The organism is Halomonas sp. BC04, from assembly GCF_000568385.1.
In genome coordinates this window covers 1-16,037 of the sequence record NZ_AZQX01000327.1, presented here as the reverse complement: position 1 = coordinate 16,037, position 16,037 = coordinate 1, and the positions used below count along the sequence as shown (strand labels likewise).

The following is a 16,037-nucleotide window of genomic DNA, read 5'->3' as shown; positions in this document are numbered from 1 at the left end:
GCAGCGTGTCGGTATCGCTGAGGTCGATCCAGCCCATCGCGCGCTGCAGCACCAGGGTGCGCAGCTGGCTGGCCAGCGAATGACGGATACGCAGCGGGTGGCGCCGGTCGACCAGATTGTCCTCCAGCGCATCGATCACGCCGCTGTTGTCGGGGGCTTCACGCAGCAGCAGAGCGCCGCTGTCGCTGGTGGTGCGCTGGCCATCAAGCTAAACGCGGATGGACCCGTTGCAGGACGGGATCCAGGGAGATAGGCTTTCACCCATGGCGGATGGTCCTCTGGAATCAGGTTCTTGCCGGAACGTTCTGATTTCTCAAGAGAATACCATCCGTCATCTTTGTTTTCAGGCCTTCCTCATGAATAAGGCAGGATGAAGGCTCTGACTCCTGGCCGCCGTCACCTCGGCCGCCAGGTCTCCCCGCTTATCTCGTGCACCCTTCCTGACGTTCCGCCTCCAACCACCTGGCAGGTCCCGCCGTCGCATTGTTCGCCATTCCAGCGCAGCGGTTGGGTTTCAGGCTTCGCTATATCCAAGCAAGCTCGCCACCTGACCCGGCCGAATCGAGTTCGTCATCCTACGGACCGCCAGTTCGTCTCCGGTTGCTTCCCACCCCGCCTCGCGACGACGCAGTTACCTTCGACTACGGGGCCATGGCTTACCCCGGTGCGGACTCTCACCGCACTGTGTGCACGCCTTCACGGGCGCACTTGGAGCCCCGTTGCCACGGGCTATGAGGATCGGCGAAATAGATGGCCGTCCCGGTCCGCTGTGTAATCTCGGCATGCTTCATCATCTCCCTGCCCTGGTCGTAAGTCATGGAGAGCCGCAAGGCGCGTGGAACCTCGTTCAGCTTGTCGCTGAACCCGATGGCAGCATCGGTGGCCGTCGTGCCATCCAGCTTTGTCAGTATCACCAGGCGCGTGGATGGCTCCACCAGCGTGCCGACGGCGGATCGGTTGTTGGCGCCCATGATCAGGTCCCCTTCCCAGTGGCCGGGCATCAGGCGGTCTTCGATCTCGGGTGGGCGCATATGAATGCTGACCAGGTCCGGGATCTGGCCACGCCGGTCTTTACCCCGGCTGCGCGGCCGCCGCTTGCCGTTGCCCTGCCGCAAGCAGGCGATGAGCTCTTTCTTGAGAGAGCCCCGGGGCATCACATAGAGCGCGTTGTAGATGGTCTCGTGGGAGACCTGGCGGCGAGTATCATCAGGAAACATGAGTGACAGTGTGCTGGCGATCTGCTGCGGTGACCAGTACTGGCGCAGGAAATAGGCGACTAAATCGAACAGCTCGCTGCCGGGGTGCAGCTTCGGTTGCTAACGTGGCCGATGTCGCGCTAACTGGGCTCGATAGCCTGCCAGGCTGGCATCGTAGCCTCTCTCAGCATCGACGGTATGGCGAGCAAGCTCCCGCGACACGGTACTTGGCGCTCGCCCCAAGTGTGTGGCGATGGCCCGGATCGAGTGGGTGGTTCGCATCATCCTGATGGCGGCTCGGTCTTCAGCAGTGAGGTGGCGGTAGCAATGGAGCATGGCAACACGATACCTGATGGGTCAGGTGTTGCACTTGGTCATTGAGGCCGCCCTCTCATGAAAGCATTTACAACACCCCACTCAACTTCGACAGAAAGACACATAATTTAATATTTCCTGATAAACGACCCCAGAACTGGCGCCACAACAAAAGATTGAACCAGCCACCTATTTATTAATTGGGTATAGACACCCCTCAGAACCGCGAGTTAATACACCATAACGTAGAGAGCATCATCAAATATAGCTACGGCCACTCATAAAAATTTTTTATTGCACGCAGAATAAACTTCCTGGAAAACTTCATCTGGAATAACAGGGCCCTGCATAAATTGGAGCCTGAGTATGGCCGGCATATTTGAGTTTGCTTCAACGAGAAGAAAGCGCCCTTCCTCAGGTACAACATCCCAACCTACCATTCCAACGTCAGGGTATTTTTTATGTAGCGCAATAACAAATTTAGGTAATTCATCCCACAAAAGTTTAGATAGCCCGGGAGAGCTTGGATCGAATCTCACACCAGAATCTGGATGGGCTTCATAACTAATATAGTTTGCATCAAAGCACCTGAATTGACTTACCGAGGTCCCTAACACGGAGGATGCTAGTGCATACACACCACCGGAATGTATATTATCAACCTTATCCCTTTCCTTCCGAATCGAGCATACGCACCTAAAAAATAAACATCACCCTTCCATGACAAAGTAGTAGCTCTAATAGTATTCAAGCTATCTGGGTTAATTTTCTGTAAGTCAGGGTGTCCGCTCAGCCTCTTCTGAAGAACAACATTGCTAGCAAAAGAATTAATTGAATTTCTCACTGACTCGTGAGTAACCTCACTGTGATGAAGTACAACAACATTCTTTCCTTGTTGACCCAAAGCATCCTTGATAACCAATCCTGAAGATGAGTTCTTGATAGCCACATCAACAGCCTTCTCAAGGTCTTCATCAGATCGCCCTTTTGGAAGGACAGCCAAATCCGGCGTAAATCCAGGAAAAGCGGAAGACAAATTACTTTTATCATTTAGCCATTGAGATTCAGGAGAACCATTGAGAAATTTTGCAAGATACTGCTTATAATAATTTGAAGGAATATAACTTACTCTCCTATCGCCTCTGATCGATGCGTAAGCATTTACCTCATATGCGCCTACTACACCGTACATTTTTAGCGCTCTAATGTAAGATTTAAACGAAAGGCCAGGGCCACTACCAAATCTTCTCAACTTTGATATTCTTTTTTTATATTTAATCCATGAATTAATCTCGTACCGCAGTAACTTAACAATACCCATCACCGACCCTCAATCATTTCAAGCTTTGATTTTCAAGAAACAAGCATACCTTTAGTGCATTATTGTCGATGGCTTCCGATGCGGCCAGCGTGAGGACCGCGCATCCGCGTGCGTGCAGGCATTCGGCACCGATACGGGCAATATCCAAGCTAGCTTCGGTAGATCTCAGCAAATCCTCATCATTCAAACCTCGGTGGCCGGGGATGAGCTTTCCGGTGGCGAGTTCACGCTCGCGAACCTGCCGCACTACCTGAATGGCATCGGCATCGAGGTGGATTAGCGCAGTTGGTAACGGCATTTTTTCAAAGTAACGGCGCGCTTGCACCTCATTGCCGTGGTCCGACGGCATCACTGCATAAACCTTCTGGCTAAGCGACTCATCGAACAGGACTCCCTCCCCAACCATCCACTGCTCAAGGAACGCGATGCGCCGAACAGTGCGGAGGAAGTGGTAGTAGCCCTCAGCCCGCCTATACTGGCTGCGACTTGATTGAGAGAGCATTTCGTGGACCGTGGCTAAAAACGTATTGTTTATTTCTGAAAAACGGGCAAAAGCGATACTTTCTCCTTTTGTGACAATGCTGTTGCGTAAAGACGCTTGAAGGTAGGGAACATAGGCGAGAAGTCGATGTTTCCAGCTAGTATCATGGCTTTGAGTTATGGTGCGAGACACCGCCAGATCAACAGCGGCAGCAGGTAGCATAGCTGCACTTTTTCTCTTCAACTGTTGTACCAGCGTTGTCTTTCCCGCACCTGCCACCCCGAGAAAGTCATACCTTTTCAATGGAAATCTCTGCATTAAAGTCTGTCATCTAAGGAAACGCTACATAAATCCCGCCGGCGCTGCCTCGTGGCCGCCGGTGGGGTAGAATCTGACCATCCCGCTACTATCTGACAGAGCCACCCGATGAAGCAAATCTCGTTCGCCCAGGTTGAGCACCGGAACAAGAAGAAAGTGACCCGCCGCGAGCGGTTCCTGGCCCAGATGGATGCCGTGGTACCGTGGCAACGGCTGATCGAGGCGCTGTCGCCGTCCTACTTCCCGAACTCGGCAGGCAAGCGTGGGCGTCCTCCCATCGGTCTGGAACGCATGCTGCGGATCTACTTCCTTCAGCAGTGGTATGCCCTTGCCGATGAAGCGCTGGAGGATGCCATCTACGACAGCCAGGCCATGCGCGACTTCATCGGTATCGATCTGGCCATCGAGAGCGTGCCCGATGCCACCACGCTGCTGCGTTTCCGCCACTTGCTGGAACAGCATGCCCTGACCCAACGAATCTTCGAGGAGTTCAACGCCAGTCTGGCCGAGCAGGGCCTGTTCATGCGTGAGGGCACCATCGTCGATGCCACCATCGTGGCGGCCGCCCCCTCCACCAAGAACAAGGCCAAGCAGCGCGATCCGGAGATGAAGCAGACCAAGAAAGGCAATCAGTGGTTCTTCGGACTGAAGGCCCATATCGGCGTCGATGCCGTGACCGGACTGACCCACAGTGTCGTTGCCACCTCGGCCAACGTTGCCGATGTCACCATGACAAGCCACCTGGTCCGAGATGACGACACGCGGGTATACGGCGACGCGGGTTACACCGGCATGTGGAGCTACCTGGGCGAAGAGAAGGATGCCCCGGATTCCCGGTGCTGTGTCGCCGCCAAACGCGGCGCCATCAAGAAGATGGAAGACAGCCCGATGAAAACGTTGCTGCTGGCATTCGTGAAGAATAAAGCCAGCATCCGTGCCAAGGTCGAGCATCCGTTTCATGTCATCAAGAACCTCTTCGGTTACCGGAAGGTTCGTTACAAGGGGCTGGCCAAGAACCAGGCGCAGCTGTTCAGCTTGTTCGGTCTGGCCAACCTGGTGCTGGCTAAGCGATGCGAAGGCTGAATTGACGGGGCCAGTGCGCCTTGAATCTGGCCTGCGGCCGGGTAGGCCACCTGAGGTGGTCAGAAATCGACCGCTGAGGCTCGAAATTTGCTGCGCTGAGCGCATCAGCTACTCAGCGGCGAATTGTTCAGCGGTTCCCTAAATATCTCTGAAAATAATATATATGCTGAAATCCTGAATTCAAGCATTAACCATTGATTGAAAATTCGCGTTATCAGCCAGCAGCTCATCATAGCGGCCTGTGCCATCCAGCCTTCCATGCTTGAGAAGGAAGATCCGGTCGCAAGCTTCAACCGTGCTAAGTCTGTGGGCTATCAGGATAATGGTCTTACGATGGCCAAGGTTGTGTACTGCCTCCATCACCGCCTGCTCAGTGATATTGTCTAGTGCACTGGTGGCCTCATCCAGCACCAGCACTTCCGGGTCTCGGTAAAGAGCACGCGCTATGCCGATGCGCTGGCGCTGGCCGCCGGAGAGTCGCACGCCACGCTCGCCCACTTGGGTGTCATAGCCGTGGTCCATGTCGTTCACCACGAAGTCGTGCAAATTGGCAATGCGGGCGGCACGCTCCACTGCCTGCATGTCGATCTTGTCGGCCGGCAGGCCAAAGGCGATATTGGCGGCAACCGTGTCATCGGCCAGATAGATGTGCTGCGGCACATAGCCGATAGCACGCTGCCAGGCACGCACGTTATCTGCGGTTATCGGGGTGCCATCCACCACGAGCTGACCATGCTGTGACGTCAGTAGCCCCAGGATGATATCCACGGTGGTGGTCTTGCCAGAGCCGGTGCTGCCCACCAGCCCGACCGTGGTGCGGGCGGGTATCTCCAGGCTTAGCTGATCCAGTGCCGGACGCTCGGCCTGGGGGTAGCGGTAAGTAATGTCTTCCAGGCGGATACCCCGAGACAAACTCATCGGAGTTGCTACTGAAGTCATTACGGTTCGTGGATTCAGGCTATGTAAATCCTGATGAAGGTTATCCAGCGCCGCCTGGCTGAAACGCAACCGTGAAAGGTTCTTGTACAGCTCGCCAAGGGCTGGAATCATACGTTGTGCTGCCAAAGCGAACACTGCAAGGGTGGGAATGGCGGCTTGCAGCCCACCCGGTTGACGCATCAGCACAAGCACGACAATAAACGCGCCGCCGTATACCAAGGCCTGCAAAAGGTACTTGGGCACTTCCTTGAAGGCTGCCGCATTGGCATTAGCTTTGGCAAAGCGCTTCGCTGGTGCCTCGAATCGCTTGAGAAACGGATCTTCCAGCCGCTTACCTTGACCTCTTTGACACCGCCAAAGCACTCCTGCACGCTCTGAAAGCGCTCGCGGTTGGCTTTGAGCCGAGCTTTTCCCAAGCGTGCCAAATACCCTCTGACCAGTAGATAGATGCCTCCATACCCGACTCCAAGTCCAAGGGTTACCGCACCGGCCAGTATCGGATCGACGATGAACAACAGCACAATCAAACTGATACTGACTGCAGCTCCAGCTAGCAACTGCATAAGCGGCTTCAGCGCCTCCTTGATCACTTGAGTGGCTTCCGCCAAGACACTCTTTCCAAGATCAGCACTATGCCTATTGAGGAAGAAATCATAGGGCTGCTGCAGATAGCCTTGGACCAGCCGGTAGCTTAATTCGTAATTTCTCATTTCGGCAAAGCGTACCGTAGCGTAGGTCACCAATGCCTTGAAACTGATGCTGCCAACGAGTGCTACGAGCATGGCAACACCTAGAAACATCATGAAGCTTTCCCGGCTTTGAAAGCCTAGCCAGTTGTAAACCCCCGCTAGGAAGCGATTGGTTTCCACCACCTCCGGATTGGAAAGTACCGCCACGAAAGGCATGACCGATGCCACGCCAACCATCTCCACGAAGGCATGCACTACGATAAGGCCAAGCATCAGGTAGGTACGCTTGCGCCCGCGGGCATCCAGCAGGGCAAGCAGCTTGCGAAGAGTCGCTAACATCTTGGGGAGTTGCCTCGGGTCTTCAAAGAAAAGAAAGGATCAGGGTTGAGCGACTATCTGGTCGGGTCCCGGGCCACGCTGGCCGTAGCCTGATGAATCAGGGAGTCCCACCGCTCGAGCACGGCATCGGGCCCGCAGGCACTGTGAATATACGCCCTGGCGCGTTCGGCCATGGCGATGCGCTCAGCGGAGGAACTGAGCATGAGCTGCTGCATGGCTTCTGCCAGGGCCGCCGACGAGGTATCGACCGTCAGGATACCACGCTCCCCTTCCAGCATTTCGGGCACCGCACCGACCGGCGTTGCCACACAGGGCAAGCCATGGGCCATGGCCTCCATCAGAGCATTGGGCATGCCTTCCCGGCTCGAGGGCAGTATGAACGCATCCGCCGCCGCCAGGGCGCGGGCCGGGTTGTCCAGGTGGCCCAGCAGCGTCACTTGCCGGGCAAGCCCCAGCCGCTCGATCTGCTGCTCCAGTGCCTGGCGCTCGGGCCCCTCACCGGCCAGCCAAAGGTGTGGCAGCTCGCTAGTCGCCTGCGCAGGCGACTCGCAAAGAGTCCGAAAGGCCTCGAGCAGCGCCGAAAGGTTCTTCTGGGCTTCCAGGCGGCCCAGAAACAGCCAGTGAAAACCCGTACCTTGGCGTGGCAACGGCTCTAGCTCCGCTATCGCCCCGTTCAGATACACGTTGGGAATGACCTCGAGCCTTCTGCGCTTGCCCCGGGGATAAAGCGTGCCGATGGCGGCAGCCACGTTGCTGGAGGTGACGTGATCGAGATGACTGCTCCAGCGGATCAGCCCATCGCGCAGTGGACTGCCGTAGCTGACATTGCGATATGACGTCAGGCAGGCCACACCCGTCATCCGGCATGCCACCCGGCCTAGCAGGGTGGCATGCAGCAGGAAGTTGATCATCAGCTGCGGCTTTTCCCGGCGCAGGTAACGCACCAGAGCAATGAGGGCCGAGAGCGGCCGCTTCGTAGCCAGGCTGACGTGGCTCACCTTCTCAGAAAGCGACTCCAGGTAGGCATCGCCATTGAGCAGGGTAAGCAGGGTGACTTGATGACCGCGTGCCGCAAGCCCATTTGCCAGGTGCACCAGTTGACGCTCGGCCCCGCCGGGGAATAGATCGCCGATAAAGAGAACCAGCTTCATGCCGTGGCTATCTCATATTGGAGAGTCAGGCCAAGAACCTCTCGATACCGTGCCATGGCGGCGGCTTCGCTGAAATCGGCGGCGCGTCTGGCTGGTGGCGGCGACCGGTCAGATCCCGGCTCGGTTTTCTCCAGGCATCGAAGCATGGCCGCCGCCAAGGCATCCGGGTCTTCCGATGCGACCAGCGCTCCCCAGCGCCCCTCCTCGAGAATTTCTGCCGAGCCTCCCGGGCAATCGGTGCTGATCACGGGGGTTCCGCAGGCCATGGCTTGAATCAGGGTATTGGGCAAGCCTTCCCAGCGTGACGACAGCACAAAGAGGCTTGCCTCGCGCATGTAGCTGAAGGGGTTGTCGCGAAAGCCGGGCAGATCGACCCTGTCGGCGATACCCAGCGCCTGTGCCTGGGCCTGCAGGGCCTTGCGTTCCTTCCCTTCACCGAGAATCACCAGTCGAGCCTCGCGCTGCGTGGCCACCTGGGCAAAGGCGGCCAGCAGGATATCGAAACCCTTGGCCCGGGCCAAGCGCCCCGCCGCCAGCACCACGGGTACATCAGGCTGATCGCCCAGCCAGGGGTGCCCGCTGGGCTCGGCGGCCAGTGCCTGCAAGGCCGGGCTGACCACCGGATTGTGAGCGACAGTGACACGCTCTGCCGGTACGCCCAGACGTGCGATCACGTCCTCCTTGACCGCCTCGCTCACGGCAATCACCCGCTCGGCACGACGATAGACGAGCCGCGCCAGGGCATTGGCGATCCGGTCGCCTCGGGGTAGCGGCTCGCTGGCGGTCTGGATCACATTGGCTTCGCGCACGAACAGCGACAGTCGACTCGCGCCAGCAACAGCGCCATGCCGGCCACCACATTGGCGTGGGTCAGGGTCGAAAGCATCACCTTGGGCCGGCTGCGCCGTAGATACTTGACCAAGGCCGGCAGCGCCTGAAAAACGCGGGGCGTGGCCAAATCCACCACCTCGACCGCCTGCGCCACTTCCTTGCGATAGGGGCCATCAGCACAACACACCACCAGTGCCACCTTGAAGCCTTCCCGGGCAAAGGCATTGGCGAGGTTGACCATCACTCGCTCTGCTCCACCACTGCGAAAGGAGGGCATAAACAATGTGATATCCGGGTGTGCTGAAACCGAGGTTGGCAAGACTTCAATACCTGATAAAGCTGATGATAAGACTGCACAAAAACGCCCAAGGCAATGGCGATGGCGATGGCGATGGGATTTATTCAGCGCTTCATTATGAGCAAAGGGGAATGAATTCGCTCTCTGGGGGCATTACTAACGCCCCACCGAATAATAGGTAAAGCCCTTAACCTTCATCCGCCTCGGCTCGAACATGTTGCGCCCATCGAAGATCAGCGGCTCGGCCAGCTGCTGTTCGATCAGGTCGAAGTCCGGGGCGCGGAAGCTCTGCCATTCGGTCACGATCACCAGGGCGACGGCTCCACGCAGCGTGGCTTCCTTGGTGCCGCACAGGGCCAGGTCGTCGCGGTTGCCGTAGATGCGCTGGGTCTCTTCCATGGCTTCCGGATCGAAGGCCTGCACCTTGGCGCCAGCTCGCCACAGGGCTTCCATCAGCACACGGCTGGGGGCTTCACGCATATCGTCGGTATTGGGCTTGAACGAGAGGCCCCAGATGGCAAACGTCTTGCCGGCAAGCTTGCCGCCGTAGTGCTTGTGTATCTTCTGGAACAGGGTGGTCTTCTGCTCTTCGTTTCTCGCTTCAACGGCCTTGAGCACCTTGGCGTCGAAGTCGATGTCGCCGGCGGTGCGGATCAGCGCTTGTACATCCTTGGGGAAGCAGGAGCCGCCATAGCCCACGCCGGGGTAGATGAAGTGGTAGCCGATGCGCGGGTCGGAACCGATGCCCTGCCGTACCATCTCGATATCGGCGCCCAGGCGCTCGGCCAGGTTGGCCATTTCGTTCATGAAGCTGATCTTGGTGGCCAGCATGCAGTTGGCGGCGTACTTGGTCAGCTCGGCGCTGCGCACGTCCATGACGATCATGCGGTCGTGATTGCGGTTGAAGGGCGCGTAGAGTTCGCGCATCAGGTCTTCGGTCTGCTGACTGGCTGTACCGATGATGATGCGGTCAGGCTTCTGACAGTCGGCAACGGCGCTGCCTTCCTTGAGAAACTCGGGGTTGGAGACCACGTCGAAGCGCAGCTCCTTGCGGCCGCGGGCTTCCAGCACGGAGTCGACCTTGTCGCGCACCTTGTCGGCGGTGCCCACCGGTACGGTGGACTTGTTGATGATGATCTGGTCGCGCTCCATGTGCCGGGCGATGGTCTCGGCCACGGCCAGCACGTACTTGAGGTCGGCGCTGCCGTCTTCGTCCGGCGGGGTGCCCACGGCGATGAACTGCACCTGGCCGTGCTTGACGCCCTCGGCGGCATCGGTGGTGAACTCCAGCCGACCGGCGGCGTGGTTCTCCTTCACCAGGGCTTCCAGGCCGGGTTCAAAGATGGGGATGTGGCCCTGCTTGAGGCGCTCGACCTTACTGCCGTCCACGTCCACGCAGATCACGTGATGGCCCACATCCGCCAAGATGGCGCCCTGTACCAGCCCAACGTAGCCTGTTCCGAATACGGTAACGTTCATGTCATCCCTGCTTGTCAATCTATACGAAAGGTGTTCATCACGGTACGCGGCGGCGTGGCCGTGCAGGCGCCGGGCACGCTACCGCCCGGGGATTGTTCCGGGCGCATTCCCATGCCCTGTGTTACGGCTGCCAACAATGTTTGTAGACCCAGGTTGCAGGCATTGCCTGGCGCACGCCTGACGTGATCCGGTGGGCGTGGCTGTGTGTCTGCTCAATCGGTCAGGCCGGTAGTTTACGCGATGGCAACTGCCAGGCCTATGCCGGGCGGGTATATGGTGTGTAAGCCATTGGTGAAAAGCGGAGCATGGCGGTTGGGGAAAGTTGCTACATGACAACCGCGGTGCTGTCTCGAGTTGGCGTTTGCTGCTTCGCACCCAGCGTGACCGTCATGGCGTGCCCCGCTTCTTCCGCCCATTCCAGCAGCATAACCTTCAACGCGGCTTGGGCGTGGGGGTCGCCGTGTACAAGGCGCACTTCCCGCGGCGGTTGGCGCATGCGGCGCACGAAGTTGAGCAGGTCATGCTGGTCGGCGTGGGCGGAGTAGCCGTTGACGGTTTCCACCCGGGCGCGGATCTCGATGCGCTGGCCGTCCAGTTCCACCCAGCCGCCGCGGGGGCCGTAGCGCTGGATGTCGCGGCCCGGGGTGCCGTGGGCCTGGTAGCCGGTGAACAGCACGCAGTGGCGTTCGTCGCTCAGCATGCGCTTGAGGTAGTTGACCACCCTGCCCCCGCTGACCATGCCGCTGGCGGCGATCACCACCGCCGGGCGGTGGCTGTCCGCCAGGTAGTCGACGGTGCGTTCGTGGGTCTCGTGGTCGTCCACGGTGTAGAGGTTGTCGAAGCTGAGCGGATGGCGGCCACTGCGCAGGCGGTTGTGCGCTTCGGCGTCCCACCAGGGCTTGAGTTCGCGGTACACCTCGGTGAAGCGGGCGGCCAGGGGCGAGTCGACGATGATCTCCAGCTCGCGCCAGCGGCTGTCGCTTGCCCGGTGTATCAGCCTTCCAGTTCGTAGAGCAGCTCCTGGGTGCGGCCGATGCTGAAGGCCGGAATCACCACRGTGCCGCCGTTCTCCAGCGCCCGGTCGATGGCGGCCTTGAGGCGGCCGCGGCGGTGCAGCCTGTCTTCATGGCGACGGTCGCCGTAGGTGCTTTCGAGTACCAGCACATCGGCGCGGTAAGGTGGCTTGGGTGCCGGCAGCAGCGGCGCGTGGGGTGCGCCCAGGTCGCCGGAGAACAGCGTGCGCTGGGCCTGGCCGATTTGCTTGTCGAGGCTGTCGACTTCCTCACTCTCCACCTCGACATAGGCGGAGCCGAGGATATGCCCGGCGCGCTGCAGCTTGACCCGCAGGCGGTGGCGCTCGTCGTCGATGACGGTGTGCCAGGTCTTGTAGTCGATGGCGACCAGGCGGCTTTCCACTTCTTCGAGGAAGCGCTCGATCAAGGCGCGGTCGCGGGTAAAGCCGATCTTCAGCGCATCCTCTATAACCAATGGCAGTAGCCGTGCCGATGGCAGCGAGCAGAGAATCGGCCCCTTGTAGCCCGCCGCCAGCAGGTACGGCAACCGACCGATATGGTCGATATGCACGTGGGTGACCACCAGCGCCAGGATGTCGTCCACCGGAAAGCGCACGGTGTGCTGTTCGAGGCTGTCGAGATGATCGGCATCCTGGCCCTGGAACAGGCCGCAATCGATCAGTAGCGCCCTGTCCGGTGCGATCTGCAGGCGGTGGCAACTGCCGGTAACGCCGGCGGCACCGCCGTGGTGTAAGATTTGCGGGTAGTCGTCCATGAGTATCCGTGGTGTTGGCAACGTTGCCGTTATCGCCTTGCCTGAGGCCTCCGCCGGGGCGCCTGACGGCGCCAGTCGCGATGGGGACCAGCGCTCCAACAAGGTCGGCGACGACTGCGCTGTAGGAGGAATCTTTAGATCACGACTGGAGGCCGCAGGCCTCCCGGCGGTGTTGCCCGGTGTTGGAGATAACAAAAAACGCTGCGGCCTCTGCCGAGGCGCCTACCGGCGCCAGTCGCGATGGGGAGTCGGGGCGCCGAACCGAGCGCTCCAATAGCTACTTTTTCATACCCCGGTTGGCATAGGCGATCACTTCTTTCAGCAGCGCTTCCAGGCTATCAGCACTCAGAATACGCTCTGCCCAAGCTTCCAGTTGGTCAGTGGTGGCGCATTCGAGCCTTTCTCGCGCCCAGGCGGGTAGCTCGCCGAACTTCAGCGTGATCTGCCTGGTGAGCAGCAGCAGCTCTCCCTCCTGGCGACCCTCCTGACGGCCCTCCTGACGACCCTCCTGACGGCCCTTCTCGATTCCGAAGCGTTCGGCACTGGTAACATAGGGCATGTGATGAGCCTCCGAAGCGAAGCCAGGCAACTCATTCAGTGCATCGAGCGCAGCTCGCACACCTCATCCTCGCTCAGGCCGGTAGCATTAGCGATGGTCACATTATCAAGGCTGGTGGTCTCGATCAGATTGCGAGCGGTTTCTCGCTTGGCTTCGAGCTTAGCCTCCTGAATGCGGGCCTCAGCCTCTTTCAGCGCTTCCTCGCGGCCCTTCTCGATTCCGAAGCGTTCGGCACTGGTAACATAGGGCATGTGATGAGCCTCCTCAAAGGCATAGTGTTCGTTGAGGAACTCGCGTTCCAGAGCATCCGGCAAGCGCATCATCCAGTCGATCAGCCGGAACAGCTCGATAATCTGCTGCTTGGCGTAGCCACGTTGGTACATCAATCGCGTGAGGTGCGCCTTCCATCGCTTGAGCTCGTGCCCGTCATCGACCTGCTTGGCCTTGAGCTGAGCCATCACCACCAACGCAAAGACGTTGTCGCTGGCTTCCAGTTCCGCCCAGCGGGCATCAAGATCCAGCAGCTTGGCGACCGGAAAGCGGAAGTCCACTTCGCAGCCCCAGCGGCCACGCTGGAATCGCTGCGGCCGGAAGTCTGAACTGACGTCAGCTAGCACCGCCAGGCTTACCACATCGACGCCATAGCGATCCAGCAGCCGGTAATGATAAGTATACATTCTGGCGGCAAAATTCGCTTCGGGCTCGCCCTGCACTTCGACATGTATCAACACCCAGGTCTCGTGGCCGTCGTAGGTGTAGACCTTAGCCAGCTTATCGGCATACCGCCGGCCGTTATCAGCGTCCGGGGTGATTTGCTGGAGCTCCTTGTCGAGAAAGCTATGTCCCTTTGACCAGTCGATTTCGGGGAAGATGCCGGGAAACAACAAGGCCATGAACTCGGGAAAGCGCCACTCCAGGGCCTCCTTCCATGGACTATCGTGATCCTGACGAGGGAGTAGGTCGCTCATGGGCACGCATTCTCATCCTAGAGATTATTGGAAGCTGCTTCAGTTCCGGTCCGATGCATCGGCGTCCGCGGTGTTGAAAACGTTGCGTTTATCACCTTGCCTGCGGCCTCCGCCGGGGCGCCTGACGGCGCCAGTCGCGATGGGGACCAGCGCTCCAACAAGGTCGGCGACGACTGCGCTGTAGGAGGAATCTTTAGATCACGACTGGAGGCCGCAGGCCTCCCGGCGGTGTTGCCTGGTGTTGGAGATAACAAAAAACGTTGCGGCCTCTGCCGAGGCGCCTACCGGCGCCAGTCGCGATGCAAAGCAGCGCTCCAACAGCTGTTTTGTCCAGCCTTGGTGGCGACTGCCGAGGCGCCAGTCGCGATGGGAACTCGGGGCACCGAACCGAGCGCTCCAACGCTGGGTTTCCGTTACCGGTCAACATTGGTCGCACACTGCATTTCCTCGCTGAACTCGGCCACCTCAGCCTCCGTTAACAAGTTATGCATCCGGATTAGCCGGAGACACGCACGCGCGCTAGAACGGCTGAAGTGATCAAAGGCATGCGCCATCTCGCGATTACGCTCATGGATTAACTCGTACAGCTCGCCCGTAGCGCTCATGAGCCGTAGCATCCCGTTTTGAACAGATCTGCTGGCACTCATCCAGAACGCGCTGCGAAAACCGTTCCAATGCCACTGCCCGAAGCCGCTTGAAGGCTTTCCAGTCGGACTCTCGGATGCTCATTGCAATCTCCCTTTACAAGACCCAACAGCTGCTCTTTCAGGCCCTGGTGGTGCCTGCCGGGGCGCCTACCGGCGCCAGTCGCGATGCGGAGCAGCGCTCCAACAAGGCCAGCGACTACCGCGCTGTAGGAGGAATCTTCAGATCACGACTGGAGGCCGCAGGCCTCCCGGCGGCGTTGCCTGATGTTGGAGATAACGGAAAACGCTGCGGCCTCCGCCAAGGCGCCTAACGGCGCCAGTCGCGATGGGGAGTCGGGGCGCCGAACCGAGCGCTCCAACAACTGATCATCGCAGCTAGACGTTATAAAACCCGCGATACCATTCGACGAAGCGTTTGACGCCTTCTTCCACCTGGACCTGGGGGCGGTAGCCGGTGGCTTGCAGCAGGGCTTCGGTGTCGGCCCAGGTGCGGGGGACGTCGCCGGGCTGCATGGGCAGGTATTCGCAGATGGCTTCGCGGCCGGTGGCGGTTTCCAGGGCGCGGATGAAGGCCATCAGCGAGATCGGGGCGCCGTAGCCGATGTTGTAGAGCGAGTACGGCGCGGTGCTCTGGTCGGGCTCGGCAGTGGCGGCGGCGCGGTCGGAGTTGGACTGCGGGATGACGTCGAGTACGCGCACGATGCCTTCGACGATGTCGTCGATATAGGTGAAGTCGCGGGACATGTCGCCGTGGTTGTAGACCTGGATCGGCTTGCCTTCGAACATCGCCTTGACGAACTTGAAGATGGCCATGTCGGGCCTGCCCCAGGGGCCATACACCGTGAAGAAGCGCAGCCCGGTGGTGGGCAGGTCGTACAGGTGCGCGTAGGTGTGGCTCATCAGCTCGTTGGCCTTCTTGGTGGCCGCGTAGAGGCTGACGGGGTGGTCGACGTTGTCGGCGGTGGCGAACGGGGTCTTGGCGTTCATGCCGTAGACCGAGCTGGACGAGGCGTAGACCAGGTGCTTCACCTTTTGCTGCCGGCAGCCTTCGAGCACGTTGAGGTGGCCGATCAGGTTGGAGTCGGCGTAGACGTGGGGGTTTTCCAGCGAGTAGCGCACCCCGGCCTGGGCGGCCAGGTGGATCACCCGGTCGAAGCACTGATCGCGGAACAGCGCGGCCATGCCGACACGGTCCCCCAGGTCCATCTTGATGAAGCGCACGTCGGGGCAGTTGGCGGCCAGGTCATCGAGCCGCGCCTGCTTGAGCGATACATCGTAGTAATCGTTGAGATTGTCGATGCCCACGAGTTCGTGGCCAAGCCCGCTAAGGCGCTTGGCCACGGCATGGCCGATAAAACCAGCGATACCGGTGATCAGCAGTTTCACGTTAAACCTCGATGTTCATGTCGCCGATCAACGGCAGGTGAATGGGCAGTGACGGGAGGCGCCGGGGGCGGGTGGTGGCCTCCGCCGAGGCGCCTGACGGCGCCAGTCGCGATGCGGAGCAGCGCTCCAACAGCGATCCTCTCCACCGAAGGTAATTACGCGCTGTCGGAGGAAGCTTCAGCTCACGACTGGAGGCCGAAGGACTCCCGGCGGTGTTGGAAGCGTTGCGGTTATCGCTGCGGCTGTGGC

The 16,037-nt window shown here is 59.4% G+C and carries 14 protein-coding genes and 3 pseudogenes; 1 reads left to right on the top strand and 16 read right to left on the bottom strand.

The features are described 5' to 3' along the window. The 4 genes and pseudogenes from Q427_RS30570 to Q427_RS31590 all read right to left on the bottom strand — a co-directional run. Nucleotides 1-265, bottom strand: a pseudogene (locus tag Q427_RS30570) (transposase); the annotation flags it as partial. A gap of 445 nt (nt 266-710) precedes the next feature. Continuing rightward, nucleotides 711-1,532: pseudogene (locus tag Q427_RS22215) on the bottom strand (IS30 family transposase); the annotation flags it as partial. 257 nt (nt 1,533-1,789) lie between these two features. Further along, nucleotides 1,790-2,703: pseudogene (locus tag Q427_RS34625) on the bottom strand (sugar-transfer associated ATP-grasp domain-containing protein). A gap of 142 nt (nt 2,704-2,845) precedes the next feature. Next, nucleotides 2,846-3,616, bottom strand: a complete 771-nt coding sequence (locus Q427_RS31590) for a hypothetical protein (RefSeq protein WP_155833661.1) — start codon at nt 3,614-3,616, stop codon at nt 2,846-2,848. 123 nt (nt 3,617-3,739) lie between these two features. On the opposite strand from Q427_RS31590, the gene Q427_RS22200 reads away from it, so the two are divergent. Further along, complete coding sequence (locus Q427_RS22200; RefSeq protein WP_043517364.1) at nt 3,740-4,714, top strand: IS5 family transposase; 975 nt, start codon at nt 3,740-3,742, stop codon at nt 4,712-4,714. A 180-nt stretch (nt 4,715-4,894) separates the two neighbouring features. Here Q427_RS22200 and Q427_RS32710 read toward each other — a convergent pair whose 3' ends face one another. The 12 genes from Q427_RS32710 to Q427_RS34620 form a co-directional block, all read right to left on the bottom strand. Further along, the gene (locus Q427_RS32710) at nt 4,895-5,881 is read right to left on the bottom strand and encodes an ABC transporter ATP-binding protein (protein ID WP_231613855.1); all 987 of its coding nucleotides are present in this window, start codon (nt 5,879-5,881) and stop codon (nt 4,895-4,897) included. Continuing rightward, nucleotides 5,833-6,681 (bottom strand): ABC transporter transmembrane domain-containing protein, encoded by an 849-nt coding sequence (locus Q427_RS32705; RefSeq protein WP_197030785.1) that lies wholly within the window; start codon nt 6,679-6,681, stop codon nt 5,833-5,835. The genes Q427_RS32710 and Q427_RS32705 overlap by 49 nt, the downstream gene beginning before the upstream one ends. A gap of 53 nt (nt 6,682-6,734) precedes the next feature. After that, the gene (locus Q427_RS22190) at nt 6,735-7,832 is read right to left on the bottom strand and encodes a glycosyltransferase (protein ID WP_043517363.1); all 1,098 of its coding nucleotides are present in this window, start codon (nt 7,830-7,832) and stop codon (nt 6,735-6,737) included. Continuing rightward, a complete protein-coding gene (locus tag Q427_RS22185; RefSeq protein ID WP_051496602.1) occupies nt 7,829-8,641 on the bottom strand; it encodes a glycosyltransferase in 813 nt (270 codons plus the stop codon). Before Q427_RS22185 ends, Q427_RS22190 begins: the two co-directional genes overlap by 4 nt. Then, nucleotides 8,623-8,940 carry a glycosyltransferase gene (locus tag Q427_RS32700; RefSeq protein WP_269321306.1) on the bottom strand — a complete coding sequence of 106 codons (318 nt, stop codon included), beginning with the start codon at nt 8,938-8,940 and terminating at the stop codon, nt 8,623-8,625. The genes Q427_RS22185 and Q427_RS32700 overlap by 19 nt, the downstream gene beginning before the upstream one ends. A gap of 177 nt (nt 8,941-9,117) precedes the next feature. Next, complete coding sequence (locus Q427_RS22180; RefSeq protein ID WP_043517362.1) at nt 9,118-10,440, bottom strand: UDP-glucose dehydrogenase family protein; 1,323 nt, start codon at nt 10,438-10,440, stop codon at nt 9,118-9,120. A gap of 325 nt (nt 10,441-10,765) precedes the next feature. Further along, complete coding sequence (locus Q427_RS36495) at nt 10,766-11,356, bottom strand: MBL fold metallo-hydrolase RNA specificity domain-containing protein (protein WP_331280687.1); 591 nt, start codon at nt 11,354-11,356, stop codon at nt 10,766-10,768. Between the two features lie 77 nt (nt 11,357-11,433). Beyond that, nucleotides 11,434-12,228, bottom strand: a complete 795-nt coding sequence (locus Q427_RS36490; protein ID WP_081786152.1) for an MBL fold metallo-hydrolase — start codon at nt 12,226-12,228, stop codon at nt 11,434-11,436. Nucleotides 12,229-12,505: 277 nt separating this feature from the next. After that, on the bottom strand, nt 12,506-12,787 hold the full coding sequence (locus Q427_RS22170) for a DUF4351 domain-containing protein (protein WP_155833660.1): 282 nt from the start codon (nt 12,785-12,787) through the stop codon (nt 12,506-12,508). Between the two features lie 35 nt (nt 12,788-12,822). Further along, nucleotides 12,823-13,755: a hypothetical protein gene (locus tag Q427_RS22165; RefSeq protein WP_051496599.1), complete on the bottom strand. Its 933-nt coding sequence runs from the start codon at nt 13,753-13,755 to the stop codon at nt 12,823-12,825. Nucleotides 13,756-14,777: 1,022 nt separating this feature from the next. Continuing rightward, nucleotides 14,778-15,788, bottom strand: a complete 1,011-nt coding sequence (locus Q427_RS22155; RefSeq protein WP_043517361.1) for an NAD-dependent epimerase — start codon at nt 15,786-15,788, stop codon at nt 14,778-14,780. A gap of 1 nt (nt 15,789) precedes the next feature. Then, nucleotides 15,790-16,037 (bottom strand): hypothetical protein (locus Q427_RS34620; protein ID WP_231613854.1); only part of this gene is annotated, 248 nt, incomplete at its 5' end.